The sequence below is a fragment of the Pararhodospirillum photometricum DSM 122 genome, assembly GCF_000284415.1.
Lineage (GTDB): Bacteria > Pseudomonadota > Alphaproteobacteria > Rhodospirillales > Rhodospirillaceae > Pararhodospirillum > Pararhodospirillum photometricum.
In genome coordinates this window covers 888,241-914,016 of the sequence record NC_017059.1, presented here as the reverse complement: position 1 = coordinate 914,016, position 25,776 = coordinate 888,241, and the positions used below count along the sequence as shown (strand labels likewise).

34 protein-coding genes and 1 pseudogene are annotated in these 25,776 nt (G+C 67.1%); 7 read left to right on the top strand and 28 right to left on the bottom strand.

Annotated elements, in window-relative coordinates; genetic code table 11:
- The first annotated feature begins 107 nt into the window (after positions 1-107).
- On the top strand, positions 108-986 hold the full coding sequence (gene dapA / locus RSPPHO_RS04035; protein WP_014414000.1) for a 4-hydroxy-tetrahydrodipicolinate synthase: 879 nt from the start codon (positions 108-110) through the stop codon (positions 984-986).
- Between the two features lie 7 nt (positions 987-993).
- Positions 994-1,482, top strand: a complete 489-nt coding sequence (smpB, locus tag RSPPHO_RS04030) for an SsrA-binding protein SmpB (RefSeq protein WP_014413999.1) — start codon at positions 994-996, stop codon at positions 1,480-1,482.
- A gap of 43 nt (positions 1,483-1,525) precedes the next feature.
- Here smpB and recO read toward each other — a convergent pair whose 3' ends face one another.
- The 6 genes and pseudogenes from recO to RSPPHO_RS04005 all read right to left on the bottom strand — a co-directional run.
- Positions 1,526-2,245: a DNA repair protein RecO gene (gene recO, locus RSPPHO_RS04025; RefSeq protein ID WP_041794091.1), complete on the bottom strand. Its 720-nt coding sequence runs from the start codon at positions 2,243-2,245 to the stop codon at positions 1,526-1,528.
- Entirely contained in the window at positions 2,242-2,400 is a 159-nt protein-coding gene (locus RSPPHO_RS19680; RefSeq protein WP_014413997.1) for a hypothetical protein, read from the bottom strand. The genes recO and RSPPHO_RS19680 overlap by 4 nt, the downstream gene beginning before the upstream one ends.
- A 36-nt stretch (positions 2,401-2,436) precedes the next feature.
- A complete protein-coding gene (era, locus tag RSPPHO_RS04020; RefSeq protein ID WP_041794089.1) occupies positions 2,437-3,354 on the bottom strand; it encodes a GTPase Era in 918 nt (305 codons plus the stop codon).
- Entirely contained in the window at positions 3,344-4,036 is a 693-nt protein-coding gene (rnc, locus tag RSPPHO_RS04015; protein WP_041794086.1) for a ribonuclease III, read from the bottom strand. The genes era and rnc overlap by 11 nt, the downstream gene beginning before the upstream one ends.
- 2 nt (positions 4,037-4,038) lie before the next feature.
- The gene (gene lepB, locus RSPPHO_RS04010; protein ID WP_041794084.1) at positions 4,039-4,776 is read right to left on the bottom strand and encodes a signal peptidase I; all 738 of its coding nucleotides are present in this window, start codon (positions 4,774-4,776) and stop codon (positions 4,039-4,041) included.
- A 155-nt stretch (positions 4,777-4,931) separates the two neighbouring features.
- Positions 4,932-5,606 (bottom strand): annotated as a pseudogene (locus tag RSPPHO_RS04005) (pyridoxine 5'-phosphate synthase); the annotation flags it as partial.
- A gap of 132 nt (positions 5,607-5,738) precedes the next feature.
- On the opposite strand from RSPPHO_RS04005, the gene RSPPHO_RS04000 reads away from it, so the two are divergent.
- From RSPPHO_RS04000 to RSPPHO_RS03985, 4 genes are read left to right on the top strand one after another with little or no spacing between them, the layout of a single operon-like run.
- Positions 5,739-5,954 carry a hypothetical protein gene (locus RSPPHO_RS04000; RefSeq protein ID WP_041794081.1) on the top strand — a complete coding sequence of 72 codons (216 nt, stop codon included), beginning with the start codon at positions 5,739-5,741 and terminating at the stop codon, positions 5,952-5,954.
- On the top strand, positions 5,951-7,420 hold the full coding sequence (locus RSPPHO_RS03995; RefSeq protein WP_014413991.1) for a phage portal protein: 1,470 nt from the start codon (positions 5,951-5,953) through the stop codon (positions 7,418-7,420). The genes RSPPHO_RS04000 and RSPPHO_RS03995 overlap by 4 nt, the downstream gene beginning before the upstream one ends.
- Complete coding sequence (locus tag RSPPHO_RS17540; RefSeq protein WP_014413990.1) at positions 7,420-8,565, top strand: head maturation protease, ClpP-related; 1,146 nt, start codon at positions 7,420-7,422, stop codon at positions 8,563-8,565. The genes RSPPHO_RS03995 and RSPPHO_RS17540 overlap by 1 nt, the downstream gene beginning before the upstream one ends.
- A 9-nt stretch (positions 8,566-8,574) precedes the next feature.
- Positions 8,575-8,949, top strand: coding sequence for a head decoration protein (locus RSPPHO_RS03985; protein WP_041794078.1), 375 nt, complete (start codon positions 8,575-8,577; stop codon positions 8,947-8,949).
- Here RSPPHO_RS03985 and RSPPHO_RS03980 read toward each other — a convergent pair.
- The 22 genes from RSPPHO_RS03980 to RSPPHO_RS03875 form a co-directional block, all read right to left on the bottom strand.
- Positions 8,901-9,281, bottom strand: a complete 381-nt coding sequence (locus tag RSPPHO_RS03980) for a Mu-like prophage major head subunit gpT family protein (protein ID WP_157879078.1) — start codon at positions 9,279-9,281, stop codon at positions 8,901-8,903. The genes RSPPHO_RS03985 and RSPPHO_RS03980 overlap by 49 nt on opposite strands.
- A gap of 3 nt (positions 9,282-9,284) precedes the next feature.
- On the bottom strand, positions 9,285-9,674 hold the full coding sequence (locus RSPPHO_RS03975; protein ID WP_014413989.1) for a hypothetical protein: 390 nt from the start codon (positions 9,672-9,674) through the stop codon (positions 9,285-9,287).
- A gap of 3 nt (positions 9,675-9,677) precedes the next feature.
- Positions 9,678-10,700 carry a Mu-like prophage FluMu I protein gene (locus RSPPHO_RS17535; RefSeq protein WP_014413988.1) on the bottom strand — a complete coding sequence of 341 codons (1,023 nt, stop codon included), beginning with the start codon at positions 10,698-10,700 and terminating at the stop codon, positions 9,678-9,680.
- 351 nt (positions 10,701-11,051) lie between these two features.
- A complete protein-coding gene (locus RSPPHO_RS03965; protein WP_041794076.1) occupies positions 11,052-12,377 on the bottom strand; it encodes a PBECR2 nuclease fold domain-containing protein in 1,326 nt (441 codons plus the stop codon).
- Entirely contained in the window at positions 12,370-13,914 is a 1,545-nt protein-coding gene (locus RSPPHO_RS03960; protein WP_014413986.1) for a DUF935 domain-containing protein, read from the bottom strand. The genes RSPPHO_RS03965 and RSPPHO_RS03960 overlap by 8 nt, the downstream gene beginning before the upstream one ends.
- A 12-nt stretch (positions 13,915-13,926) precedes the next feature.
- On the bottom strand, positions 13,927-15,324 hold the full coding sequence (locus RSPPHO_RS03955) for a terminase large subunit domain-containing protein (RefSeq protein WP_157879077.1): 1,398 nt from the start codon (positions 15,322-15,324) through the stop codon (positions 13,927-13,929).
- Positions 15,324-15,875, bottom strand: coding sequence for a phage protein Gp27 family protein (locus tag RSPPHO_RS17530; protein WP_051013633.1), 552 nt, complete (start codon positions 15,873-15,875; stop codon positions 15,324-15,326). The genes RSPPHO_RS03955 and RSPPHO_RS17530 overlap by 1 nt, the downstream gene beginning before the upstream one ends.
- A 4-nt stretch (positions 15,876-15,879) precedes the next feature.
- Positions 15,880-16,182, bottom strand: coding sequence for a VpaChn25_0724 family phage protein (locus RSPPHO_RS03945; RefSeq protein ID WP_014413983.1), 303 nt, complete (start codon positions 16,180-16,182; stop codon positions 15,880-15,882).
- Positions 16,179-16,598, bottom strand: coding sequence for a DUF2730 family protein (locus tag RSPPHO_RS03940; protein WP_041794074.1), 420 nt, complete (start codon positions 16,596-16,598; stop codon positions 16,179-16,181). The genes RSPPHO_RS03945 and RSPPHO_RS03940 overlap by 4 nt, the downstream gene beginning before the upstream one ends.
- Positions 16,595-17,212 (bottom strand): 3TM-type holin, encoded by a 618-nt coding sequence (locus RSPPHO_RS03935; RefSeq protein ID WP_014413982.1) that lies wholly within the window; start codon positions 17,210-17,212, stop codon positions 16,595-16,597. Before RSPPHO_RS03935 ends, RSPPHO_RS03940 begins: the two co-directional genes overlap by 4 nt.
- A gap of 16 nt (positions 17,213-17,228) precedes the next feature.
- A complete protein-coding gene (locus RSPPHO_RS03930) occupies positions 17,229-17,789 on the bottom strand; it encodes a glycoside hydrolase family 108 protein (RefSeq protein ID WP_014413981.1) in 561 nt (186 codons plus the stop codon).
- 81 nt (positions 17,790-17,870) lie between these two features.
- Complete coding sequence (locus RSPPHO_RS03925; RefSeq protein WP_014413980.1) at positions 17,871-18,305, bottom strand: hypothetical protein; 435 nt, start codon at positions 18,303-18,305, stop codon at positions 17,871-17,873.
- Positions 18,302-18,742 (bottom strand): gp16 family protein, encoded by a 441-nt coding sequence (locus tag RSPPHO_RS03920; protein WP_014413979.1) that lies wholly within the window; start codon positions 18,740-18,742, stop codon positions 18,302-18,304. Before RSPPHO_RS03920 ends, RSPPHO_RS03925 begins: the two co-directional genes overlap by 4 nt.
- 231 nt (positions 18,743-18,973) lie before the next feature.
- A complete protein-coding gene (locus RSPPHO_RS03915; RefSeq protein WP_014413978.1) occupies positions 18,974-19,231 on the bottom strand; it encodes a hypothetical protein in 258 nt (85 codons plus the stop codon).
- A 9-nt stretch (positions 19,232-19,240) separates the two neighbouring features.
- A complete protein-coding gene (locus tag RSPPHO_RS03910) occupies positions 19,241-19,858 on the bottom strand; it encodes a DUF3164 family protein (protein ID WP_014413977.1) in 618 nt (205 codons plus the stop codon).
- 1 nt (position 19,859) lies between these two features.
- Positions 19,860-20,327 (bottom strand): hypothetical protein, encoded by a 468-nt coding sequence (locus RSPPHO_RS03905; RefSeq protein ID WP_041794071.1) that lies wholly within the window; start codon positions 20,325-20,327, stop codon positions 19,860-19,862.
- Entirely contained in the window at positions 20,320-20,598 is a 279-nt protein-coding gene (locus RSPPHO_RS03900) for a hypothetical protein (protein ID WP_014413976.1), read from the bottom strand. Before RSPPHO_RS03900 ends, RSPPHO_RS03905 begins: the two co-directional genes overlap by 8 nt.
- Positions 20,591-20,923, bottom strand: a complete 333-nt coding sequence (locus RSPPHO_RS03895) for a hypothetical protein (protein WP_041794064.1) — start codon at positions 20,921-20,923, stop codon at positions 20,591-20,593. Before RSPPHO_RS03895 ends, RSPPHO_RS03900 begins: the two co-directional genes overlap by 8 nt.
- Positions 20,916-21,560, bottom strand: a complete 645-nt coding sequence (locus tag RSPPHO_RS03890) for a hypothetical protein (protein WP_014413975.1) — start codon at positions 21,558-21,560, stop codon at positions 20,916-20,918. The genes RSPPHO_RS03895 and RSPPHO_RS03890 overlap by 8 nt, the downstream gene beginning before the upstream one ends.
- Positions 21,560-22,309 (bottom strand): AAA family ATPase, encoded by a 750-nt coding sequence (locus RSPPHO_RS03885; RefSeq protein WP_041794062.1) that lies wholly within the window; start codon positions 22,307-22,309, stop codon positions 21,560-21,562. The genes RSPPHO_RS03890 and RSPPHO_RS03885 overlap by 1 nt, the downstream gene beginning before the upstream one ends.
- Before the next feature lie 64 nt (positions 22,310-22,373).
- Positions 22,374-24,476: a Mu transposase C-terminal domain-containing protein gene (locus tag RSPPHO_RS03880; protein ID WP_014413973.1), complete on the bottom strand. Its 2,103-nt coding sequence runs from the start codon at positions 24,474-24,476 to the stop codon at positions 22,374-22,376.
- Positions 24,458-24,910, bottom strand: coding sequence for a hypothetical protein (locus tag RSPPHO_RS03875; RefSeq protein WP_041794059.1), 453 nt, complete (start codon positions 24,908-24,910; stop codon positions 24,458-24,460). Before RSPPHO_RS03875 ends, RSPPHO_RS03880 begins: the two co-directional genes overlap by 19 nt.
- A gap of 145 nt (positions 24,911-25,055) precedes the next feature.
- On the opposite strand from RSPPHO_RS03875, the gene RSPPHO_RS19675 reads away from it, so the two are divergent.
- Positions 25,056-25,703 (top strand): hypothetical protein, encoded by a 648-nt coding sequence (locus tag RSPPHO_RS19675; protein WP_157879076.1) that lies wholly within the window; start codon positions 25,056-25,058, stop codon positions 25,701-25,703.
- The last annotated feature ends 73 nt before the right edge of the window (positions 25,704-25,776 follow it).

The window sequence follows — 25,776 nt, the reverse complement described above, 5'->3', positions numbered from 1 at the left end:
TTGTGTGACAAACCCGGGCTTGCCGGCGAGTGGGGGTGTGCTAAAACATCCCCTCCCCGATACGACCGCGTGCGGGGACAAGGATCACGCCCCCAGGGGAGAAGGCCATGCTTCAGGGCTCCATCACCGCCCTTATTACGCCGTTTAAGGACGGCGCCGTTGACGAGCGCGCCTTTCAGGACTTCGTGGCCTGGCAGATCGCCGAGGGCTCGGACGGCATCGTGCCCGTGGGCACGACCGGCGAGTCGCCGACGCTCAGCCACGAAGAGCACAAGCGCGTTGTCTCCCTGGCGGTGGAGGTGGCTAAAGGGAAAATTCCTGTGATCGCAGGGGCGGGGTCCAACTCGACCGCCGAGGCCATGGACTTCACCCGCTTTGCTGTCAAGGCCGGGGCCGATGCCGTGCTGGTGGTCACGCCCTATTACAACAAGCCGACCCAGGAAGGCCTCTACCAGCACTTCAAGGCCGTGGCCGAGGCCGCCGATGGCTTGCCGGTGATTGTTTACAACATCCCGGGCCGCTCGGTGATCGACATGAGCCTGGAGACCATGGAGCGCTTGGTCCGCGATCTCCCCAACATCCGGGGCGTCAAGGATGCCACCGCTGATCTGGCCCGCCCCCTCGCCACCCGCGTGGCCCTGGGCCCCTCGTTCATCCAGCTCTCGGGCGAGGATGCCACCGCCACCGCCTTCCTGGCCCAGGGTGGCGTGGGCTGCATCTCGGTGACCTCTAATGTCGCGCCGCGTCTGTGCGCCGACATGCAGCGCGCATGGCGCACCGGCGACCTTGAGACCTGCTTTGCCCTTCGCGACAAGCTGGCGCCGCTCCATGCCGTCATGTTCTGTGAAACCAGTCCGGGGCCGGTCAAGTACGGCGTCAGCCTGCTGGGCCGGGCCTCGGCCGAAACCCGTTTGCCCATGGTGCCCATCGCCGCCTCTTCGCGCGAGCGCGTTGAAGCGGCGATGCGCGACCTGGGCCTGATCTGAGGCAGCCATGGCCGAGCGCGGCGGATCTACCCTCATCTCCCATGGTCGGGTCGCGGAAAACCGCCGCGCCCGCCATGAGTATTCCATCGAGGAAACCCTGGAAGCGGGGCTTGTCCTTGCCGGAACCGAGGTCAAGTCCTTGCGCACCGGCCGGGCCAACATCGCCGATGCGTTTGCCGGCGCCGGTAAGGATGGCGACCTCTACCTCTACAACGCCTATATTCCCGACTGGCGCCAGGCGGTGAAGGCGTTCGCCCACGAAACCCGCCGGCCGCGCAAGCTGTTGGTCCACCGGCGCGAGGCGCGGCGCCTGTTGGCGGCCATCACTCGCGACGGCATGACCTTGGTTCCGCTGTTGGTGTATTTCAGCGATCGTGGCTACGCCAAGGTCCAGCTCGGTCTTGCCAAGGGCCGCAAGGCCCACGACAAGCGCCACGCAATAAAGGAGCGGGAATGGAACCGCGACAAGGCGCGGGTCCTGCGCGATAAAGGCTGAACGGAAGCAGGGGTCTGGGGAGGCAAGCCTCCCCAGCCTTTTTTTAACGCACAAGGCGGCCCACAAAACGCGTCCGAGCCTCGGGCAAGGGCACCTCGCTGACACGGCCCAAGAAGTGCCCGGTCAAGGTCAGGGCGGCGCCCACCGCCTCGGGCGTCTCGGGAACGCTGTCATCGCGTAAAAAGGCGGGCAGCACCAGCAGCCGCTCGATCCACGGCCCCGCCGCCGCGCGGGTGACGGCCCGCCCGGTGCGCGGCGATACATAAGCAAGATCCTCAAGGGCCCCGGTCAGGGCACAACTTTCCAGATCCAGGCCAAAGCCCAGGGCATCCAGCAGGTCGCGCTCGAAACAGGCCAGCGCCCCGGCCCACACCAAAAACTCCTCTTCCTCGGCCAGGAGGCCCAGGACCAGACGCAGTCCGTCAAAAACCTCGGGGAAGGGATCGCGCTCGGGCAAGAATACCTCGCACAGCGCACACACAGACGCCAAGGCGGCCAGCCGGTCCCGGTCGTTGAGCACGCGCGGAGCGACACTCTCCAAGGCCTCCAGGCGCCACGTGCCCAGGTGTTCTTCCAGCCGAGCTTGCCATGTCACCTGGACCACGGTGCCGGTCTGGGTCTGCGGCCGCAAAACCCGACCCTGGCCGCCGGGCAGGGCGCCGGCGTGGCGGCCATGCTCGGCGGTGAGGATCACCACCATGGTGTCGGTTTCACCCAGGGGGCGGGTCGAGAGCACCAGTCCCTCATCATCCCAGGCGGTCATGGCAAAATCAACACCAAGCCCAAAACAAGACACAGCGCCGCCGTGAACACCGCCGCCGCCAGGGCCCAGACGGGCAGGGGACGGCGGCGCCGGGCCCCAAGGAAGCCGACCACGGCCAACGCCCCCCACAGGAGGAAAATGCCGGTGACGTTCATCGAAGGGGGGGCATTGAGGGGGGGGCGCCGCTCAGGTTAGACATCGTACTCCAGGCCCCAAGCGGCGTACTGCTCCCGATCTTCCCAGAGGCGCTCGCTCACCTTGACGTGTAAGAAGAGGTGCACGGGGCGTTCCAGGATTTCCATCAGCTCGCGGCGGGCGGCTTGCCCCAGAGCCTTGATGCGCTGGCCCCCCTTGCCCAGGACGATGGCGCGCTGGGTGTCGCGTTCCACCAAGATGAGTTGTTCCAGGCGGACCGAGCCATCCGCGCGCTCTTCCCAGGTTTCCGTGACCACGGCGGCGGCGTAGGGGAGTTCGTCGTGGAGCTGGAGGTAGACTTTTTCGCGCGTGATCTCGGCGGCCAACAGGCGTTGCGACAGGTCGGAGAGATCGTCCTCGTCGAACATCCACGGGCCTTCCGGGGCGTGGGCCGCGAGGTACGACAAAATGTCCTCGCAGCCGCTCCCGGTGAGCGCGCTGATCATGAAAATGCGCTCGAAGGGTAAGACCGCGTTAAACTGGGCCGCGATCTCCAGGAGGCGCGGGCGTTCGATCACATCCACCTTGTTAAGGGCGAGCAGGCACGGGCGCCCCGCGTCCTTCAGGCGTTCCAAGATGCCCACGACCCCGTCGGTCAGCCCTTTGCGGGCATCGACCACCAACAAGACGCGATCGGCTTCCAAGGTGCCTTCCCAGGCGGCGGCGACCATGGCCCGATCGAAGCGCTTTTGTGGATTAAAAATACCCGGGGTGTCGATCAACACCACCTGGGACGACCCCCGCACGATCACACCGCGGACTCGCGAGCGGGTGGTCTGGGCCTTGTGGGTCACGATGGTGACCTTGGCCCCCACCAACTGGTTGACCAAAGTGCTTTTGCCCGCGTTCGGTGGGCCGATGACGGCGGTAAAGCCGCATCGCATCACGTCGGCAGAGGCGGTTTCAGGAGACATCAAGGGTCAGCCTTTCAAGGAGACATCGGGCAGCGGCCTGCTCGGCGATACGTTTGGAGGGGCCGCTGGCGGCTTCCGCCCCATGGCCCTGGACGGACACCCGCACGGTAAAGACGGGCTTGTGGGCGGGGCCTTCCCGGCTTTCCTCATCGTAGGCGGGCAGGGGCAGGCCTCGTCCCTGGGCCCATTCCTGCAAGGCGGTTTTGGCGTCGCGCGGCGGGGTGGGATCTTCCTCAACCAAAGGCGACCACCATTGGCTGATCACGCGCCGGGCCTGCTCCATGCCGCCATCGCGATACAGGGCCCCCAGAACCGCTTCGCACACATCACAGAGCAAGGAGGGGTTGGACTGAGCCCCCAGGTCGGCTTCGCCTCGCGCAACGCGCATGCGCTCGCCCAGGCCAAGAGCGCTTGCCACACGCGCCACCGTGTCTTGGCGCACGAGGTGAGCGTGGCGTCGGGCCAAGGCGCCCTCGTCCTCGTTGGGGAAGCGGGTGTAGAGGAGGTCGGCGACCACCAAGCTCAACACCCGGTCCCCCAGGAACTCCAAGCGCTCATACGACGGCCGTCCCTCGCGGGAGCGATGGGTCAAGGCCCGGTCGAGGAGAGTCACATCGGTGAAGCGATGGCCCAGCACGTTCTGGAGCGAGGCCAGATCCGCCGTCGTGTTTTTGGTGCTCATGGTCAGTGTATCGCCTGGAAGAAACGATCCCAGCGGATGGCATGAGGCCACTTCCAAGGTTCCCACAACGCGGCCGAGCCGTCATGTGAGAAAAACAGAAACTCGGCCCGACCCACGAGATTTTCGGCGGGCACGAAGCCGACCGACGTGCGGCTGTCCTGGCTGCTGTCCCGGTTGTCACCCATCATGAAATAGTGACCCTCGGGGACGAGAAAGACCCGGGTGTTATCCAGGAAGTAGTCATCCCCATGGATTTCCAAGATGGGATGAGACAGTCCCTCGGGCAAGGTTTCCAGATAGCGAGTCTGACGCAGGACACTGCCAGAGGGATCGCGGCGCACATAGTCTTCCATGCGCTCGCGTCGCACCGGCTCGCCGTTAACATGCAAGATGCCGTTGAGCACCTGAATCCGGTCGCCGGGCAGTCCTACCACGCGCTTGATGAAATCAACGCTGGTGTCGCTGGGCTCCTTGAACACGACCACGTCGCCCCGCTGTGGGGCCGATCCGAAGACCCGACCCTCGAAAGGAATCAAGCCAAACGGAAATGAATGGCGAGAATACCCATAGGCATATTTTGAGACAAACAAATAGTCGCCCACCAACAAGGTGGGGATCATCGAGCCCGAGGGGATTCGGAAAGGCTCGTAGGCGAAGGTGCGGATCAAGATGGCGATGAGAAAGGCATACGCCACCGTCTTGATGGTTTCCCCGAGGCCGCCGCCTTTTTTTCGATTCATGTACGGGCTCTCGTAACGCATAGAGAAAAAAGATGACGACGCTGGGGCTCCGGCCGCCGGGGGGGATCAAGCCCTCTACCACCGGCCTTGTCAAGAAGCCCGGCCCGAGGGAAGGAGGGGACTGGGGAGGCCGCGCCTCCCCAGCCGTCCCTTTTTCAGACCCGCCCCTGGTCCATTGCGGCCCGCATCCGCTTGATCGACTCGCTCAGACCGACAAACAAGGCCTCACCCATCAGGAAATGCCCAATGTTCAGCTCAACAAGGGTGGGAATGGCCGCGACCGCGCCCACGGTGTCATAGGTCAGGCCATGGCCGGCGTGGCATTCCAGCCCCAAGGCCTCGGCGTGGCGGGCGGCTTGTTGCAACCGGCGCAGTTCGGCCTCGCGCGCCGGGCCTGCGGGGGCGTCGCAGTAGGCCCCGGTGTGCAGTTCCACCACCGGCGCTCCCAAGGTTTTCGCCATTTCCAGGACGGCTGCCTCGGGCTCCACGAACAGCGAGACCCGGATCCCCGCGTCGCTCAGGGAGCGGATCACCGGCGCCAGGGAGGCGCGACCGCCGATGACATCAAGGCCCCCTTCCGTGGTGCGTTCCTCGCGCTTTTCGGGCACCAGACAAACGGCATGCGGCTGCACCGCAAGGGCGATGGCTTGCATCTCCGGGGTGGCGGCCATTTCCATGTTCAAAGGAAGGGCGATCTCGGCCTTCAGACGCTCAATGTCCCGATCGCGGATGTGGCGGCGGTCTTCGCGCAGGTGGGCGGTGATCCCGTCAGCCCCGGCCGCTGCCGCCAGGGCCGCCGCCGCCACCGGGTCGGGAAGACAGCCCCCCTGCCGACGAAGCTTTTGAGGGGCTCGTGCGCCACGCTGTCAGGCACGGTGACCCCGACGCTTGGCGCGCAATGGAAATGCACGCGCAGTTTGTTCGGCCGATGGCGCGCTCGAACTGGATGAATAGGTGATTTGATGGCAACGCTTGAAGAGTTGGAAGCGCAGCTTGCCGAGGCGCGGAACATTCGGCGGTCGCTGGTTAGTCAGATGAGTTATGCCGATGGATCGTCGGTGTCGTATCGAATCAGCGGCCAGGACGCGATCATCCGGGAGATTGAGGCGGAGATCGGCCGCCTCCAGTCGGTGAAACGTGTGCGCACGGTGCGCTTTTACGGAGGATCCGGGCTTTGAGCCTCCTTCGCCGCACCAAGGCCGCGTGGCGTGCCTTCACCGCCTCCTATGACGCCACCTCAACAGGGCGGCGTTCTCGTTCCTGGGGCGGGGTGAATGGTGGGCCAAACGCGCCAGCGGCCAGCCTCCCGACCTTGCGCAACCGCTCGCGCGATGCGGTGCGCAACGACCCTCTCGCCGATGCCGCCATCGACGTGGCTGTGACCAACGTCATCGGCACCGGGATCAAGCCTCAGTTCGCAACATCGGACGCGGGATTGAACAAGGATTTGGCGGCCCTATGGCTGGACTGGACGGACGAGGCCGACCCGGCCGGGCAACTGGACTTTTACGGCCTCCAGGCCTTGGCCGTGCGGTCGATGATTGAGGGAGGCGACGCCTTTGGCCGCTTCCGACTGCGCCGACCCGAAGATGGCTTGGACGTGCCTCTGCAAATCCAGGTCCTTGAGGGCGAGTTTTGCCCCGCTGAAAAGTCGGAGATGAACGGCGCCAACAGCATCATCTCGGGTGTCGAGTTCACGCCGTTCGGGTCGCGCACCGCTTACTGGTTTTACCGCGAGCACCCCTACGACGGCACCAATCCGCGTATGCAGGCCGGATTACCGGTGCGCGTCCCCGCAAGCGAGGTTTTCCACCTGATGCAGGTGCGCCGCCCCGGGCAGGTTCGGGGTGAGCCGTGGCTGACGCGCGCTCTGGTGAAGCTGAACGAACTGGCCCAGTACGACGACGCCGAGCTGAAGCGCAAGCAGATTGCCGCCATGTTCGTCGGCTTCCGCCGCCGGCCGGTACCCGAGGGCATGACGCCTGAGGATCTGGCCGAAGCCTGGGGTGGTGGCGCTGAGATCGAGGACGGGATCGGGCATGTGTCCTTGGAGCCTGGCACCATGCAAGACCTGGAGCCGGGCGAGGATGTCGAGTTCACGGCGCCCGTTGATGTCGGTGGGAATTACGAGGTCTTTTTGCGCGCGCAACGGCGCCTCGTGGCTTCGGCGGCGGGGGTTCTGTACGAGCAGTTGACCGGCGATTACAGCCAAGTCAACGACCGTACTTTCCGGGCCTCCGTCAATGAGTTCCGCCGCCGCTGCCAGGCGTGGCAGCACCACCTCGCGGTTTTCCAAATGTGCCGCCCGACGCATCGCCAATGGATGGCGGCGGCCGTTTTGTCGGGCGCTGTCCGACCCCCGCGCAGCATGACCGAACGCGACCTGTTGCGGGTCAAGTGGGTGCCGCAGGGCTGGAGCTATATTCACCCGGTCCAGGACGTGCAGTCGCAGCAAATGGCGGTGCGCAACGGCTTCAAGAGCCGGGCCGAGGTGGTCAGCGAGCAGGGCTATGACGCGGAGCAAATCGACGCGGAACAGGCGGCCGACAACGCTCGCGCCGATGCGGTTGGTCTGTCCTACGACAGCGACGGGCGTCGCGCGGTGAGCGACCCGACAAAGACGACAGAGACGGAGGGCGTCTGATGGCGTGCGTGGTGAATGGTACCGAGATCGTGCTGACTGGCACGGTCGGCCGGCTCTGGGAGGAGGATGATTGCTTCACCTTCGCCGATGTGCTGGCCGCTCTGGCTCAGGTCGGACGTGCCACGGACATCAGGGTGCGCCTGAATAGCGGCGGCGGGCTGGCAACCGAGGGCGCCGCCATCCACTCCGCCTTGTCGATGCACCGGGGCGCGGTTGAAATCGTGATCGAGGGCTGGGCGGCTTCTGCGGCTTCCTTGTTGGCGATGGCGGGCAAGACGGTGATGCGGCCTGGCGCTGTCATGATGATCCACGACCCCAGCGGGTGCACGTGGGGGACCGCCGAAGAGCACCGCGCATCCGCTGATGCCCTAGACGCGCTGGGCGACGCTTATGCTCAGGTCTACGCCGACAAGACCGGCAAGCCCGTGACCGAAATGCGCGCCCTGATGAAGCGTGAAGTCTGGTTGGGGCCTGAAGAGGCCGTGGCCCAAGGGTTCGCCGACCGCGCCGATGGCGCAACCAATGACAACAAGCCTGCGGACCCGGTCGCCTTTGGCGGCTGGCATCGGTACGCACACGTGCCCAAGGGCATTGCCGCGGTGGCGTCGGCGAACAAGTGGCCGGCGCGTGCCCTCATGACGACTCCCGCCCCCCAAACCGTCCACCCCCAGGAGACCCCCAATATGTCGGAAAACGGCACACCGCCGACGCCGGCCGCTGCCAGCGCCACCCCCGACCCCCTGGCCGCCGAGCGTGATCGATGCGCGACCATCGCCAAGATGTGCACCGCCGCCGGCGCTCCGGCCCTGGCGGACGGCTTCATGGCGGCCGGCCTGAGTGTCGCCGAGGTTAAGGCGAAGCTCGATGCGACCGGCGAGATCAGGGCGACCTGCGCCACGGCCAAGCGCCTGAGCCCGTCGCTCGATGCACAGGCGCTGGAGCGCGAGTTCCTGGCGGCCGGCACGTCGCCCGAGGCGGCGCGCAAGGCGTTGTGGGATCGCCTCGCCGCCGATAGCACGGCCACGGCCATCGTCAACACGCTGACGCCCGAAGCGGCGGCGGGAGTGGCCGCTGGAGGTGGCGCGACACACTCCCACGCCGACGCCATTGCGCGGGCCAATAAGCTGGCTGGCTTTGCCGGGTAAGGAGGCATCATGACAACTCTCACTGAAACCCTGCATGCCGGCGCGTTCCTCGTCTCCGAGGGCAATGGCTCCATTTCCCGTGAGCGCATTACTGTCGTATCCGGCCAGGATCTCCAGGCCGGCGCTGTGCTGGGTAAGGTCACGGCCTCGGGCAAATACGCCGCTTACGACAACGGCGCTTCCGATGGCACCCAAGCCGCTGCTGGCATTTTGTTTGCCTCTGTGGACGCTTCGGGCGGGGATGCTCACGGGGTGGCTGTCGTGCGCCTCGCTGAGGTTGCCAAGGCGGCCCTCGTCTTTGGCTCAGGCCAGGACGCCACGGCCAAAACGGCGGCCTACGCCGACCTGGCCGCCCTCACCATTAACACCAGCTCGTCGGGGTGAGTCTTGGCGTCTTGCGCCAATTGAGTGACCAGTGGCCTGTAGACACCAAGCTGATCGTCCTCGATGTCGTCACGGTTTACTTCGATGCTGTTTTCCCACGACTTGTTGGGAATCGCATACTGGTGCGCGCCCAGGTTCTGGTACACACGATCGCCGACCCACTCCCGGAAGCGGGTCGTGGTGCCCAGCCAGGCATAGGTCTGCTGGCGGGTGGTGCTGGGCACCTCGGTGGCGATCTTGTCCCAATCCGACGGCGCCGCATCAAAGGCTCCCTGGTACAGCACCCGAAAACCGGTCGTGATAGCGGACAGGCTGGCTTGGCTGATAATCATGGGTCAGACCTCCACCCACACGCCTAAGGCGTCGATGTCGCGGATAACACCACACGCTGACCGTCCGGTCGCGGTGGCGGAGACGGTCTGGTCATCGACGGCGTAAGCGGCGGACCCGGTGTGGGTGCGGGTGATGTCGCCGGCATTGCCCCACCGGAAACACCCGCGCTCGACCGTGACCGATGCGTCGCCGTCAGCCGAGCCACCCGTCATGGCGTAAGCCGCTCGGCCCGCCGGCTTGAGGGTGGTGGCGGCACTCGCCGGCACGGCGGCGCCGGTCGCATCAAGCATGACCAAAGCCCCGGCGTAGATCGCCACACCCGCCTTGACGGGGTGAACAAACAGCCGGCCGTCGCGGGCGGGCGTGTCGCGGTCAGAGGTGAGGGCAGCCATGACTTACGCCTCCTTGGTGGCGGGGGTGGTGAGCGCCTTGGGGTCGAGGCCAAGCTGAGAGCACACCGCCGTAACCGCCTGGTCGCCGACCCCGGGAGCGGCCGGGGCCGGGCCGGACGGCGCAAGCGTGCCTGGGGCCACCAAGACCGGCGCCGCGCTGCACCAAGCGGTAAACCCCTGTGGGTCCTTGGCGGCATAGCCCAGAGCCCAGTCGCGCATAGCCGGCGTCACCTTGCCCTGCGCCTGGGCGGCCGTGACCGCTTGGCCGGCCGCGTCGGTATCCAGCCGCTGGCGCATGGCGGCCAAATCGGCGGACAAGGCGGTAAACTGGCTCATTGGCACGTACTGACTGGGGTCGGGCGGGTTGGAAGCGGCGGGGGGCGAGGTCCGCGCCTGGGTGGCGGCGGTGATCTGGTCGGGCGTGGCAGCGTCGGGGAGACCGAGCGCCCGCGCCACCCCCGTCAGTGTCTGCGCTGCCTGACGGCTCTGGGCGGCGGCGGCGGTGATCTGGTCGGGTGTGGCGCTATCGGGCAGGCCGAGCGCGGCCCGGATCGGGACAAGGAGATCCATGGCGTCCAGTTGCTCCTGTGAGGCAAGGGCCGTGAGGGCGGACAGGTTGGGGGTGTTGGTGAGGCCGGCCATGCGCAAGCGCAGCACGTCGCCGGAGCGGGTGTGGTCAATCACAGGAGAGAGGTAGCGGTACTCGCGGGCGGTCAGGTGCGCCGCCGCCGCCGTGGTCCACTCGACCCTCCCCCAGATCCCATCGGGTCGGGCGTCCAGGGCCTTGATCCAGCCCGCTGCAATGGGCCGGCGCCCGTTGGGCAAAATGGCGTCGTGGTCATAATCAATGGGCAGATCCACGCCGGTGCCACTGGCAGCAATCACCTGGGCGGCATGGGCTTGGTCGCGCAGCACATAAGGGCCGCGCCCGTCCACCCCGCGCACCGTCCCCATGGGCAGTAGGTGCACCCACTCCGGGGGAGTGCTCTGGTCGGGCAGGCTCACTTGGCAGACGGCACGGGGCATGGGTCGGCTCCCTGGTAGCGGTGAGCCGACACTAGCGGGGGGCGGGAGGTGGGGGAGCCCTGAAGCCGTTCAGGGGGTGGTCACGGGGAGGAGGGGGGGAGGAGGGCGATAACGTCGCCGCTGACGGGGGTCTGACGGGGGCTGTGTGCGCCTCAGACCGGGAGGCTAGGCAACCCCACTTCAAAGGGGGCGCACGCGCCAGGGACGGATTTTTTGAGGGGGACACCCGGTATTGCCCGCCGGGCGGTGGTGCGGTATATTGATCCCCAGAGATCGCCCTATGCCGAAGCCGCTGTCGGCTGCCCTAGGGGGGCGATTTGGCCCGCACGGGGGCAGCACCGCCGGGCCAATTTACCTGCCGCCATCTATCCTCTTGCACCATAGCAAGACACCGTGTCGCTGGCCTTCTGTTTGTTGGTTGCGGGCCGAGGGGTGGATGGTGGTGCCCGTCCACCCAAGATGGGTCCACTCAAACGCCGCAACAGCACCGGCTGTCATGGGCGCTTCAGGGGGGAGCAACAGCCCCTCGAAGCGGCGCAGGTAACGCCGCCGCAATACCGAGCCACCCTTGGCCTCGAACCAGTCCAGCCAGATTTCGTCGGGGTCTTTTAAGGCATAGGCCAGTAGCGGTAAAATCAGGTGCCGGCCATTTTTCTCGACCTTCCACACAGGCGGCGCGTCAGGAGATATCTTCCGCGCGGCCGAAGTTGCCCTGCGATCAATAAACAACTCCTCCCCGATCGCCAGCAAATTCCCGACGGCATCCCGAAAAGGCACGGGCTTGCCGATATCACCCCCAAACACGCCCAAAAACGCCTTGATATAAGCCTCGTCGCCCAGCCCATCCGCGAGCGGTGTGGTAACCTCAGGCGGCACCGGGCGCGGGGGAGGCAACGGGGGGAGGTCTGGGGCGGGCCGCAGGGGCGCGGCGGGTGGCGGCAGTGGCCCTGACAGCGGCGGAGGCACCGCGCCCTCAAGCCAGCTCTGGCCGACGTTATAGTCAAACCCCGGGTCGATGCCGCGCGGGGTCTCCCAGGTCTCATAGGACCCGTCCGCCAGTCGCACTTGGCGCGGCACCAACTCGGTGGGCGGGACTTGGTCCTCAGGCGTCGGGGTGATGCCGTAGCGCTTGAGGTCGCGCTCGGTCAGGGATTGGACGTCACACCGGCAGTTCCAGCCGTTCGGCGGATAATGCGCCCGCCACCACGGGTGATCGTGCGGCAGCGTGACCCCGTGCCATGCTGCGTGCTCGGGTCGGGTGTGACCGTCCAACAGCGCCACATAACGCAAGTAGAGGGGCCGTCCGGCCTGCGCCTCACGGTCTGCCTGGGCTTGGATTTGCTCCCAGCGGCCCGCCGCGTGGGCCATGCGGAGGTTCGTGTCGTAGATCAGCGCCGCCCGCCACCGTCGCTCGCCATAAAAATCCCAGCCATGATGCGCAACGATGGCGTCGAAATCCTCCAAAAAATCGTCCTTGGTGTGCCCAGACTTGAATGTGGCAATCAAGGCACGGTGCATGTCTGACAACAAAGCATCGCGCGTGGCGCCGGCCATGGTGAAACTGCGGGCGTGGGCACCGCCTTTGATGTCGGTATAGGCGCGGGTTGGCAGGCGAGTCTTTGACTCGAAAAAGCGGATCGCCTCCTTGAAGGGAAGCCCATCGGACACCTCAGGCATCCCCACCTCCCGGGACCTCGGCCGCTCCTCCCAGAGCCTGGGCCAGCAAGGCGTCTTGCATCAGGCGTTGCAGAGCCTCAAGGGACGCGTCCGGTCTCAGGGCTGACAAGCGGTCGATCGCTGTTTCGAGGTCCGGCGAAGCCTCGACCAGGGCACGGATCTCGCCGAGCCAGCCCTGGAGGGTGGGGGTGCTCGCCTCCAAAAGCTGCGCCACCGCTCGGTCGGAGCTATCTCGGGGAGCGGTGGAGGTGGGGAGGGGTGGCTTTTGGGAGTGGGCCGCCGTCAGCACGGGCGCCGGGGGCGTCAACACCGCCTCGTCAGCATCGGGGTCGGCCAACCCGAGCTTATCGCGCACTTCGGACGCACTGACCCGCAGCCCCAGAGGGACTAGGACCTGGAGGGCTCCGGTCAGCTGGGCAAGGTCGGTCTCCTCAGTCCGCCCGATGCGGACGCGGGGGTATGCGTCACGCGGTCCGAGGTTGATATCCACCAAGGGACGCACCGCGTCTCGGTTAAGCGTCCCAGCCAACGCCTTGGCGTCCGCGCGCTCAATGTCCTCGCGCACGCCGTCATGCACCTTGCCTACGGCGTACCCCCCGGCGATGGCGTCGGTAGTGCCCACCTGCCCGAGCACTAACTTGGAGACCTGCTGGTCCCAGTACGTGACCAACCGCTCATACAACTGGCCGCTCGACGTAATCTTGGTGTCGATAAACTCGATCTCCACCCCCTGGGGGATGATCGCGGCAGTGTCCTGGGCGATGCCTCGCACTGCGCGCATCAGCGTGTCTTTGTCCTTCTCGCTGGCGCCGGTGTCGTACTTACCAAGACGCAAGGGGTGGCCATAGACCTCGCAGAGGATCAGCCACGCCTTAAGATCGAAACTCTTGAAGCACCACGCCCAAGCGGCGGCCCGAGCCAAGCCGGAGCGCAAGGGGATTCCGGTTTTGAAACGCCCTCGGTGGATTACGAACTTCCAAGGCGGTAACGGGCGCTCTTGCCCACCATCGTCGAGGAGCAGGGGGGTGCGGCCGTCGCGGCGGTCGAAGCGAAACCAAGCGGGGTCGCGGGCCTCTAGCCGGGGCCACAGGCGCTGCCCTCCCGCCGACAGCTCCCATAGCAGCTCCGCCACGGCGTAGCCCTTGCCCAGCGCATCGAGCAAGTCGAATAGGTCATCCTCCAACTCATCGCGGGCCAGCCACTCCCGCACCAAGTCGGCAGCGGCTACGTCGTCGCGCGCATCGCTGGCGGCCTCGACCGCGATCGGGAGCTGGGAGACTTGGCGCTTGCGCACCCCGAGCACCGCCGCGTAGTGCAGGTCGCGCTCCTCAATGTCGTCGGCCAGGGCTAGATAGGCGGCGCCATCACCTTGGTCGGCAGCACGCAGCAGCCGCGCCACCTTGCGCGGCGTCACGTCAGAGGCCATGGCCTCACGCCAGGGCGAGCGCACGCCCGTCAGCGTCGGGCCGCTGATCTCGTCTTGCAGGTCTCGGCGCCGGATCGGCTCGCCATCGGGGCCGTAAATCGTCGCAGGCATGGCGACTCCTTGTTAATAAGTCCCCGGGCCAAACAGGCCGGGGGCGTCGTCTTGGTCGTCACCGTCTGGCGTGGGGGCGGGTGGGGGAGCGGGGTCGTAGGCGTAGGTAATGCCCCCTCCAGCGGCAGCGGCTAGAGCCATGAAACAGGCCCACGCCCGGTCAGCGTGACCCGCTCCATCCCGGTCAGCCAACAGGCGCGGTGCGCCAGTCGCTCCCACCACTTTTTTGATCTTGTGCAGGTCGGCGCGCAGCACGACGTTGCCTGCTGGGATGCGGATCTTGCGATCCTCGAACGCCTGCCGGGCGGTCGTAGCAACATTCAGGGGTGTCGCGCCGGTCATCAGCACACCTTCAACCCGCAAGCTACCGTACCGCCGCTTGGCGTCTTCCACCGGCTTTTCGCCCATGCCGGTCTGGTCCATGGCGATCCGCCGCACCCGGTAGCGGGCAACAAGGTCATCCAGGATAGCGTCTTGTTCCGCGAAGCTGATGCCTTTGCACTCGACGATCTCGCGCGTCCAAAGCACATCCCCCACCCGCTCCAGGACCCACGCCACCCAAAGGTCCCGGCGCCGCGCAATGTCATTGCCGATGTACACGTCGCCGCCCTGGTAGGCAGTGGCTTGACCGGCGTCGGCGTGTTCAACGGCCGTAATCAAGTCAAAGGACAGCCACGCCCCGGCCTCCTCAAGAAACTGTAATTCGTACTCCTGCGCCCAAGCGTCGTCATCGTTCAAGGCCGCCCGCAGGGCCTCAATGTCCCGGTCCAGACCCTCGGTGACAGCCTGCCTCAACGACACCTCATGCCGGCTCCATCCCGTGTCCTGGGCCGTCCAAAGCTCGTAAAATTTGTTGGCCTTACCGTTGGGCGTTGACGTGATGCGCAGGCGCAGCCCAGCCTTGGACACCACCGGGAACAAGGCTCGCCAGATCTCGCGACTGTCTTTATGGAAGGCGAATTCGTCTAAGAAGACATTGGCTGAGTAGCCGCGTGCCGTATCGGGATTGGCGGGTAGGGCGGTGATCCGCGACCCTGACGGGAAGCGCACCTCAAGTGCCTTGTAGGTCACGCTGCCACCTTCCGGCTTGTCTACTACGAACGCCTCAGTCGAGAACGTGGGGGCCTGCCGACCCGCCAACACCGTGCGGTAAACAGCGTAAAAGGCTTTGCAGAATGGCTTAATAGCCTCATCCATGGCCTCGGCCGCCTGCCGCTCGCCGCGCGACAGAATGACCCATCGCACGCGCCGCCCCTTGATTTCGGCTTGGATGCAGTCGTCCACAATTTCGGCGCAGGTGGTGTATGTTTTGCCTGTCTGGCGCGCGAACATCCCGATTTTGAAGCGGGCGCGGTCTTCCAGCCATTGCCGCTGATAGGGCAGGAACGCGATCAGTGGTGGCGCAGCCATCACGCAAACCCAAGAATGCGCCGCGCCTCCTCGGCGGCGGCGGCGTCGAAACCGCCCTTGCCGGCCGCCTCCTCGATCTTGCGCTTTAGCTCCGCCTCATACTCCCGGCGCGTCTGTTCCTTGAGTTTGGCCACCTTCTCTTCAAAGTCCTGATCCAACCTCGCCGCCCGGCCCAACTCGGCGAACGCTTTGCCCAGGGCCTGGATATCTTTGGGCGCGGCGTCGCCCTCGGCTTGCATGCGCTCCAAAAGGTCGAAGGCGAGCCCTCTGGTCATCTCGACCAAAAGACGGCCTTGCTTGCCTTGGGTGGCGGCATCGGGTAGTTCACGGGCCAAAGCCTCGACCACCTCGCGCGACTGGCGCAGGCGCTCCGCGACTTGGGAGTAGGATTTGACATGGCGCCCGACCGCCGACCGACTGATGTCGTAGCCCCGTGCCTCCAGCCAGTCTTGCAGGTCGTCAATGGTCAAACGTCCACCCGCCAGCAGACGGTTGAAGGCCTCCAAATCCTCCGCCGACAAGTCGGTTTGAATGCGCGATTTCCGGGGCATCCAGTCAGCCTCCGGGCCTAGGGCGCTTGACGCCGGGCACCGTCGCCTTGCCCTGGGCCACGTCGAGCCCCCTCCCAAGCAGGCGCACCACAATGACCTTACCGCCGCCGAGACTTTCTCGGGATACTAAACCCTGCTCCTCCAGCCAAGCCGCATCGCTTTCGACCACGTCGCGCGCGATGCCGTGGCCCAGATCGGTCAAGGCGGACTGCAAAATGGAGGTGTTGAGGGTGTAGTCGGCATCCTCGGCAAGGAGGCGCAGCACACACAAGCGGCGGTCCTCGCGCACACGCTCTTCCAGGGTCATGGCCGGCGCTCCTGCTGCAAGTGGTGCTCGGTCAGCATATCAACGACCCTCTCCAGCCGAGCGGTCAGACCCTGGGCCCCCTCCAGTTGACCGGCCAGCCGCGCCACATCGGCACGCAGGTCGGCCACTTGCTGGCCCAGAGCACGGACATCCGCTTGCGAAGGGAGCGCGTTGATCGTTGCCTCCAGGACAGCAAATCGCCGGGCCCCTTGGTCGAGGCGCTCCGCCACCTCTTCGTACCGGGCGTCGTGCGTACCTCGCCACGCCGCTTCGTGTTCGGCGTGGCGGTCCAGCGCTTCACGCGTCACAAATACCCGAGACAGACGCCAGAGCACCGCCCCCCCGAGGACCGTTGTCCCCAAGGAGACGAGCGGCACCGCCTGAGTCAGTAGGTCCCATGCTTCGTGCATGCTCATCCCTTCCCCCCTTTGCGGGTCAGGACTCCTCCCACCACCTCCCACATCGTGGGCGGCGGCGAGCCCTGGGCGGCCTCTTTGTCACGGGTGCGCTGCTGGACAGCCACGCCCAGCACCGCCAACGCCACACCCCACTGGAGCGTCAGTGCGCCCGCCAGCTCTGACGCCCCGGTCAGGAGCGCCGTGACGGCGGCGGTCTTGCCCTCGAGGGTGGCGACCACGGCACCGACTAGGGCGGCAAGCACCCCCACGCCCTGGACCGCCCAGGTGGCGGCGGTGACGTACCCCCAAGTCGGGCGCCAGCGCCGGACATAAGGGTCTTCGGACCGACTCTCGGTGCGGGCCGTCTCGTTGATGGCTTGGAGTCGGGCCGTGTCCTCGCGGGCCAAGTCAGCTTCGAGCCGCGCTAAGGCCTCTTGCACTCGGGCGGCGGTCTCGGGGGTGGCGCGGACGGCTGCAAGAGCCTCATCGGGCGACGCGGCACCTGTGGTCCCTTGGGCGGCCTGGACCACCCGGCTTGCAACAAGCCCGGCCTCGTCACCCAAGACCCTAGAGACTAGCCAGGGCGCGGCGGCCTGGGCGATGCCCAGGGCAATGGGGATCAGGGGGAGCATTGGACTCTCCTCACACCTAAGGGCGCCAGCGCGCGCGGCGCGTCCAGCCTATGAGGTAGACAGCGCGGGCCGGTATGCGAGCGACCAGGGTGCGGTAATAGGCCTCTTGGGCGACGCACATATCCGCCACCACATCGGCAATCCTGATCGGCAAGATGCCTTGGGCCTTGCCCAGCGTCTCCGGCCCTACCTTGCCGTCCACCGCGACCGGCGGCAGTCCCCCGGTCACGTTGAGAGCGGTCTGCAAGATCGTGATCGCGGGGCGCGGGCCGACATTGACGGCCGTGTCAAAGAGTTTGATGGCGATGGGAGGAGGCATTGCCGCGCACCGCAGGGGTACCCACCACTCCTTATAATACAGGGCGCCAGCCTGGGTCGGCGTCAGCGCCTTGACGTCGTCGGCGTCCACATCGCCGTCGCCGTCGGTGTCGCCAGCACCGCCTTCAAGGGCGCGCAACCAGCGCAGCGAGACCCCCCATTTTGTCGCGCCTCCAGGGTCGCGAGGGTCATTGACGTAGCCCCCCTCGTGGGCGAGCACCGCCGCCAGTGCGGCGGCCCAGACTTGGTCGTCGGCCATGACACCCCCTCCTCTATACCAAGGGGAGTGTGCGTGGGTGGCGGTGTCGGACTGAGCCTGAAGCCGTTCAGGGGGCGGGGGTTAGTCGCCAAACAGGGTGAGCTGACGGCTATCGGGCCGGGCCGCCCTGGCCCGAGCCAAGGCAGCCCACACCCCCCGCTCGGTCATGCCGACGCGCTGGGCGATGGCGGCGATGGTGGCGCCATCCCGCCGGAGCTGCTCGATGTGGCGCCGCCGTTGGAGCGCCCAGGCGTGCCCTAACATAGGGACAGCCACGCGGCTATAGCCCTGCGCCCGCAAAGCGTGCACGACGGCATAGGCCGCCACCGGGTCGGCGATGGCCTGACCCAAAACACTGGACTCAACGTGGTCGTCGCGCGCGGGGACGGTAATCTCCCGCCCCCGGCACGCGGAGACTAACCGCAACATTACCTCGTCGCCAGCCGCCTCCACCACCGTCACGAGGACGGCGGGGAGGTACCCCCAGCGGTCGCGGTAAGAGGGCGTGGTCATCATGCGTCCTCAGGCTGCGACGGACACCCCCGCGCCCGCCACGCCTTGAGCGCCTCGGCGCAGGCGCGGGCCTGCGCCACCGTCAGCCAGTCGGGGTCAGAGACGCCGGTCTGACGCTCGACCCATGCCCGGCAGGCGCGGGGGGAGGCATCGCGGATCAGCCCGGCCTCGTGCAGCCCGCGCCACAGGCCAAAGAGCAGCCGCACGTCCGCCCGCGCGCTCGTCGGCCGTCGCCACGCCTTGCGTACTTCCGGCCCGCGCAGCCGGTCATACTCGGCCAGCACCGCCCGGAGCTGGCCGGCCGACATGTCCTTGCTGCTGTCCAGGCCCGTCACCCGGCGCATCAGTCCGCGCCTGGCCTCCTCGTCCAGGCCCAAGGTGCGCGCGCCGGCGTGGAGGGCGCGGCGTAAGGCGGGGAGATCGTCAGCGGGGCAGGTCATGACGTTGCAACTCCGGGCAGGGCGGGCGACTAGTAATGATGGTCACCAAGTCCAAGAGGGGACCCGCTAAAGCAGCTCTACTTACCCCAACAAGTACGCATTGCTTGGCCATCAGGGCAGTAGCAGCCAACAAGAGAGCATAGGCACGGACGGACCCGCAGGGAGTAAGGCTCCCCCCAACTTCCACCCAAACTGACGCAGCAACGCGAGACGCAGCATTCCGGTAATCGCTCATCGCACCCTCCCCACCAGCACCGCCCGGCCCTCATCCGTCAGCACCAGCCGGTCCAGATGATCGGCCAAGAGCCCGCTCTCAATGAGGGCGAGCAAGGTGGCGGGGGCGTAAGCCCCTCCACTTGGGGGGGGCTTGGGGCTCCGCAGGTGGCCCGACGACGTCAGCGTGACGGCGAGGGGTGCGGCAGCGGCTTGCCGCAGAGCGCGGCGCCGGGCGCGAGTGAGGTGGGGGTGGCGCTTAAAGGGGTGGGACATGGGGACCTCCTACGCCGACGCCAAATCGACGGTGATCGCTTGCCACGGCGCTTGCGCGTTCGCGCGGCGGTAGAACCGGATGTAGCTCTTGCTGCCCACAATGCGGATGCTGTCGGTGATCGCCTCCATCGCCCGCTGCCAACGATCATCGCCGATCTCGACCCGACGCAGGGCCAACACTGCGTCGGGGCTGACTTGGCCCTCCTTGTCGGGCCGGAAGGCGTGCTCTACCAGGGCGCAGATCTCATCTCGCGCGCCCTTGCTCCAGTCCACAATGCACTCGTCGATCAACGCCTTGGCGACCTGCAACTCGGGGCCAAACGTCAGTCGGTCCGCTACCGCAACCTGGACCTTGAGGGTGCCGTCATAGCTGGTCAGGGTGATATTGCCCTTGGCGCCGCCGATCTTGGCGCCGTATTGGTCAGCGGCGATCGACAAAAACGATGCGATATCGTCGAACGAATGGCCACGGAACCGAGCAATCTGGGCGCTTAACGCCTCGGCATGACCGATCAGGGCGCGCACGGCCTGATCCATTAGCGAGTCCAGGGGTTTGACCAGATGCTCGGGCACCAAACGTCCCTTGGCATCGCGCATATACCCGGCAGGGGTGTCTTGGTTGCTCATCTCAGTGTCCTTGCATAATCGGAGGCACAGCCTCTCCCGGCAGGGTCGCCAGGAGAGTGAGGACGCGCAGGGCCCCGGGCAGCCGCTCGGGGTGGTCCTGGGCGATGACGTCGAGGGCGTCGTGCCCTCGCGTCAGGTCAGGCAGTCCGCTGACGGGACCCTGGGGGGTGGTCAACGCTAGGACGGCCAGGGCCAGGGCTGGGGCGTCGCACGCCAGCCGGCCGGCCAGCACTCCCTCGGCGTGGCGCCGGGCCTCGGCTGGGCTCGGGGCGTGAGCGTGGACGCGCAGGGCGCCACGCTCGCGCGCCAGCAGCGCTTGGCGCCGACCGGCGGAGGTGTCGAGCGTGGCCACGACGTAGCGGCCCAGGTCGAGGTAGCTGCGCAGGGTCCCCGACAGAGGGGCGCCGGCCTCGGTCGGGAGGTCGAGGGGCTCGCCCAAGCGGAGGTGGAGCGCCGGGGGGTTACTCATGGGCGCCCCCCCAGATCGGGATGGCGCGTGGCAGGACCCGCTCGACGGCGCGCGGCCCCAGCTCGGCACCCAGCAGGCCCGTAGCGCACAGCAAGCGCCACAGCCGCTCGGCCTCCACGCGAGCGTCACCGAGTGCCCACAGCAGGGCAACAGCCTCCCCCGCAGGCAGGGGCACCACGGTGACGCCGCCGGGTGCGAGGGCGGCCTCGGCGACGAGGTCGTCCAGCGTGTGATAGGCTTGGGAGAGGGTGCGGCGCAGATCGTTAGACATCGCCTTGGCCCTCCCAGTGGGGGCAGGCGCGGCAGGCGCGGTACATCGCCACCCGCTGTCCGTTGGTTGCTACTAACGCCCAGGCCTTGTCTCGCCAGTCGGCGCAGACCTCTGGCGCCACCTCGCCCCCGAGACCTGGGCAGACCCGGACGTCCAGCGCAGCCAACACCCGGGCCGCCATAGCAGCGGTGCTGGTGGCAGGGTAGGTGCCACTCAGGAGGGACGAGGCGGCCGACCTCGAGACACCGACCCGCCGGGCGGCGGCGGCGATGGAGCTGCGCTCGGCCTCGGCCCGCAGCAGGACCAGCCAGCGGGGGTCAGTCATGGCCACCCTCCACCACGCCCTCGCCCATATGGCAGGAGAGGTTAGGGTCCCACACGGCCCTGATCCGTTGGATCTGCGGGGCAAGAGGCCCCGTGCACCGGGTCAGCCGGTAGACCGTCCGCTTGCCGGTGCCCGGCTTGTGGCCAGGGCGCCCCGCCTCGACCACCGCCAGATAGCCGGCGTGGTGCAGCGCACGGAGGTAGGCCGCCGCCGCTCCGAGGGCGACAGGGTGCTCCTCGGTCGAGGCAGTCACCGACAACTCGCGCGCGTCCAGGCCAGGCGATGCCATGCGCAACACCCGCCACATCTGCTCCGTCCCCAAGCACAGGGCGGCCGGGCTGCCGTCGCGGCGCAGACGCGGCGCCTCGGGGCCGGGGTCGGCCACGAGGCGGTAACGCATCGCACCACCATCCACCGCTAGACCCTCGCGCACCACGATACCTCCGGCCTCCAGGCAGCGCAGATATGTCCGCACCGTCTCTTTGGACCGCTCGGCGCTGCGAGCCATGACCTCAGGAAGCGTAAACGCCCCTCCACCACCACCAGCCAGGGCCCGGATCGTCTGCCATATTCCCTGTCGTCCGCGCGGCACCCGCACCGAGAGCCGCGCCACCTCGTCCACCGGTAGCCGCCCCATTACTCAGCCCTCCGGCGACCTGGGACGGCCCCGGTATACAACTCCCGCCCTCCCCACAGGGCGGCGTCAACACGAGTCCAGCCTTGCACAGCGGCCTCGTCGGCGACCTTTTGCAGGTTGACAGCCACGCGGCGCGCGCGCCCGCCAGATGCCCGCACCAGCACATCCAGCAGATCCGGGGTGAGAGTGAGACCCGGGTGGTAGAGGCGGGCCAGCACGGCAGCATCGTCGGCCCCCATGGGCTGGGCAGCCTCGGACACCAAGATGCGGTTGTGGAACCGCTCGGACCTCTGGGCGATCAGCGACGGCGAGAGCTCTTCGCCGATCAGAGCGAACGGCGACCCGCTTTTGTCGTGGACCTCCCGCAAGGTCTCGAGGTACCCCCGGCGGATGACGTGGTCGCACTCGTCCACGATCACCGGGCGGCAGTTAAGGGCCAGGGCCTCGATCGCCTGCTCGACCATATCGGCGGCGGTACCTCGGGGCTGACGGCCCAACTCGGCCAGCAAGGCGCGCAAGAACTTAGCTTTCGTCCAGCTTTCACCGACCTCCAGGTAGTAAGCGCGGTGCTTATTGGCGGCGTACCGGGCGGCAAACGTCTTGCCGTAGCCCGAGAACCCGTAGAAAAGCCCGATGCCGGGCAAGTGACGCTGACGATCAACAATCCGGGTCACAACAGACCCAAACAGGGCCACATTCGTGAGCGGTGCGATCGTGCCCGTGTTGACAGGGGGTGTTTGGTCTGACATATCCATCCTCAGTTAGGTTTGGTTTTGCTCGGTGCGGTTGCCTCCCGCTCCCGGCGTTCTTTATTCAGGCCCTGACTGCCGTTTCCTCCGGCAGGTACAGCGCGCCAAAATCCTTGTGCATCTCCTCTTGCGTGCGGTATTCCGGGGTCCGGCGGTATCCGTCCGCCCAGGTCAGGGCGGCCGTGTCCACCGGCCGCCCGCCCGCGTGGGCCGCCGTGATCATCAGACACTTGCGGTACCTTTCCTTAGGCGTGGCCGGCACCCCGGCTGCGATCTCTGGCGCCGCCATCTCGGCACGCAGGTCGGCCAGGGCGCGGGCCGTCTCGGCCGAGACCAGCGGCACCACGGTCGGCTCGGCTATCAGCGCCGGCAAGGCGTCCTCACCTCGCCGCGCGCGCAGGTCCACGGCCGTGGCGCGGGTGGCGCGGGCCAAGGCGACGTCCTCGTCTTGCTGGTAGGGAGTAGCGTTGCCGTCGCGGATCGCCTCGCAGATCAACCGCCCCTCCAGGTCACGCACCCACACCCGGCCGAGGTCGTGGGCGTCGTAGCAGACTTGGACCCGCACCCCGTGCAGGTCGCACTCCTCCAGCACCCGGCTGTAATAGGTGGCGCCACCCAGGCTGACGGTGGCCCGGCGCACCGTGCGCTCCTCGTGCGGCCTAAACAGGTCGCGGGCCTCGGCCTCATCCACTCGGGTTGGTGCCACCCCTTGGGCCTCGGCCTCCACCGTCTTGGCGGCCCACGCCTCGGCGGGGGTCTGATGGCGCACCTTGCCGGTCTCAGGGTCGCGCACTTTGGGGAGCGACGAGTGAGGCCGGGCGTTGTAGCGGACCTGCATTTCGTCAACCCACCCGACAAACTCGTCCCAGGGTTGAACGATGGGGCTGGAACCGTACAACCGCAGGTCCCGGCGCGAGGTCTTGTAGGCCAGCTGCCGGGCTTGCCGATCCATATCAACACCCATGTAGGCCATCGACTCTTTGGCCGGCGCGACAAGGGCGGTTTTGTGAAACCGCTCGATGACGCCCCGCGCCTGGGAGTTGTAGGGGATGGAGTGCTTGGGAGTGACACCCAGTCGCCCCAACAGCCCCGTGACCGGTGCTGCGTGCGCGCGATTGCGGAAACCGCACCCATTGTCCACGTACCAGATCGCCGGGACCCCATAGGCCAGGGTGGCCACACGGAGCGCCGCCGCCACCAGCCACGCCGCCTCGTCTAGCCACGCTGACCACCCCACCCACAAACGGGTGGAGACATCGACAATGCTCACCACCTCGGGTCGAGCCGGCTTGCCGGTCAGCGGGTGCATGACCTCGCGGTCCAGGCAGTGGCCGTCCGCCGTCCACACATCCCCAGGTAACAGGTGCTCAAATGTCCGCACCCGGTGCGCCCGCAGCGACTTGAGCTCGCGCGGCCCCATGCGGCCCGCATTGCGCGCGAGCGCGCCCAGGCCGCCGATAAACCGGCGCGCTTGGTCGTAGCTGGGGGCCGGTCCAGCGCCCTCAGGCCACAGGGAGAGGGCGGCGGCGATCGCCGGCTTCTGGGGGCGACGGTAGAGGTCGAGAAGCGTCCCCGCCCAGTCCGGCCACTCCGGCGGGGCCGGCGCGGCGGGCGCCAAGGCGGCAATGCCCCCCGCGTCACGCTCGGCCAGCCAGCGGTAGAGCGTCCGATACGATAGTGTGCGCGCCCCGACCTTGCCTCCCCGGGCGTTGGCAGCCGGGGCCAGGGCGGCCAGATCGGGACGCAACGTCCCGGCCTGAGCGTGCTCGACCAGCACCAGCACGGCTTGGCGTGCCGACAGCCCACCCTCGGCCCGCAGGCGGTCCACCTCTGTCAAGAGGGCCGCTCGTGCCGCCATGGTAGCCCGGGCCGCGTCGGTCAGGCGGCCAGGGTCTACGGCCACCAGGGGCGGGGCCGCATCCACCGCCGTCACCGCCCGCGCCTCGCTCACCCGCCGCTTGCCCAGTGCCACCCGGGCCACCTCCGGCAGCGCCGAGGCGGGGTACTCCCGCCCGCCGCCCCGGCCCTGACGGTCGCGCGCAGGCCAGGACTCGCGGGTGGCCAGCTTGTTCACGCCCTGTTTGGTCCTCGGCAGCCCGGGCAGCCCGAGCGCCGCTAGCTCGGCGGTGGTGTAGTAGCGCTCGGCTGTCACGACACAGTCCGCCACAACGCTTCTTCCTGGCGCGCCAATCGCGTCAGCTCCGCTGCCCGCTGACGGGCGAGGCTCGCACGGACCGCGTGCAAGTGCCTCGTCTCGACCACAGCCCAGCCTAGCGGAGCCAGCTCATCGGCCAGAGGTCGCGGGTCGTGGGTGGCGGCAACTAAAGCCACTGCCCGGGCCAGACTAATGCAGTGCCCTTCCTGGCCGGCGCTCGCGTAATTGTTGAGGGTGGCCACGGGGACCGGTCGCCCAAGGTATGCCGCCATGGCGGCGGCGACCTCGTCACGCGGCCGGCCGCAGTCGCGCAACGTCTGGGCGACGGCAAGACTAACTCGCGCGTCCACGTCCGGGTGTGCCCGCACCACCTCACCCCCCACCGCCACGCGCGGCGGGGTCCAGTCGGCAAAGAGGTCGAGCGTCCGTTTATCTAGCTGCGCCATAGTACCCCCCAAACGAGACGATTGCTCGTTGCTGTGGTATTGGTGATGGTAGTGGCGGAGGGGTGCTCGCAACACCCACTCCGCCCGTCCCCTAACCCCTTGAACGACCAGGAGACGTTTCGATGAGCAACGACAGGACACCCCCATGCCCGCCAAGCAGGACCACGACAACAGGGACGCAGCAGCTTCCTCGGGATGGGGTTGCGATCAACACGATGCTGATCGTTCCCCCGCCCCCACCCCCACCCCCACCCTCTCCACCGAGCAAAGAGAAGTAGGTCGAGCAAAGGCTTGGGATGCTGGTTTTCGACTTGGTGTTTCGCGTCGCTACAATGCGCGCTTGGCTGCCCATTATGCTGGCCTGGCTAACTTGGCGACGGTCACGTCCCTGGTCGGCGGTAGCATGGCATTCGCCAATGCAGTGGGGGGCGTGTCCGGCGCCCCCATTGCCGCCAGCTTGGCCGTCGCCTTGGCCTCTGCGTTTAGCCTGGTGTTTCGTTGGGCCGACAAGGCCCGGTCTCACACAGACCTGTATCGGCAATATACTCGCCTGCAAGAACGCCTTGTTCGAGCCGGAGATCAGCCAGAACCAAGTATTGTTCATGAGGTGTTGGCCGACTTTTTGCTGGTCGAAGAAAGCGAACCCGCGCCCAAGGCTGCCCTGATTGTCTTGTGTCAGGCGGAAGAGGCGCGCAGCCTTGGTGCGCAGCCGGACCCCCGCCTGAATTTGCGTTGGTGGCAGCGGTGGGCTGCGCCCTTTATCACTTTGCCTCCCAAGGGGTGGGAAAAGTGAAGTTGCTGCCCGCGCCTCAAGCATCTTCGCGGCCTCCGCGCAGGTAATGCCGCAGATCTTGGTTGAATGACGG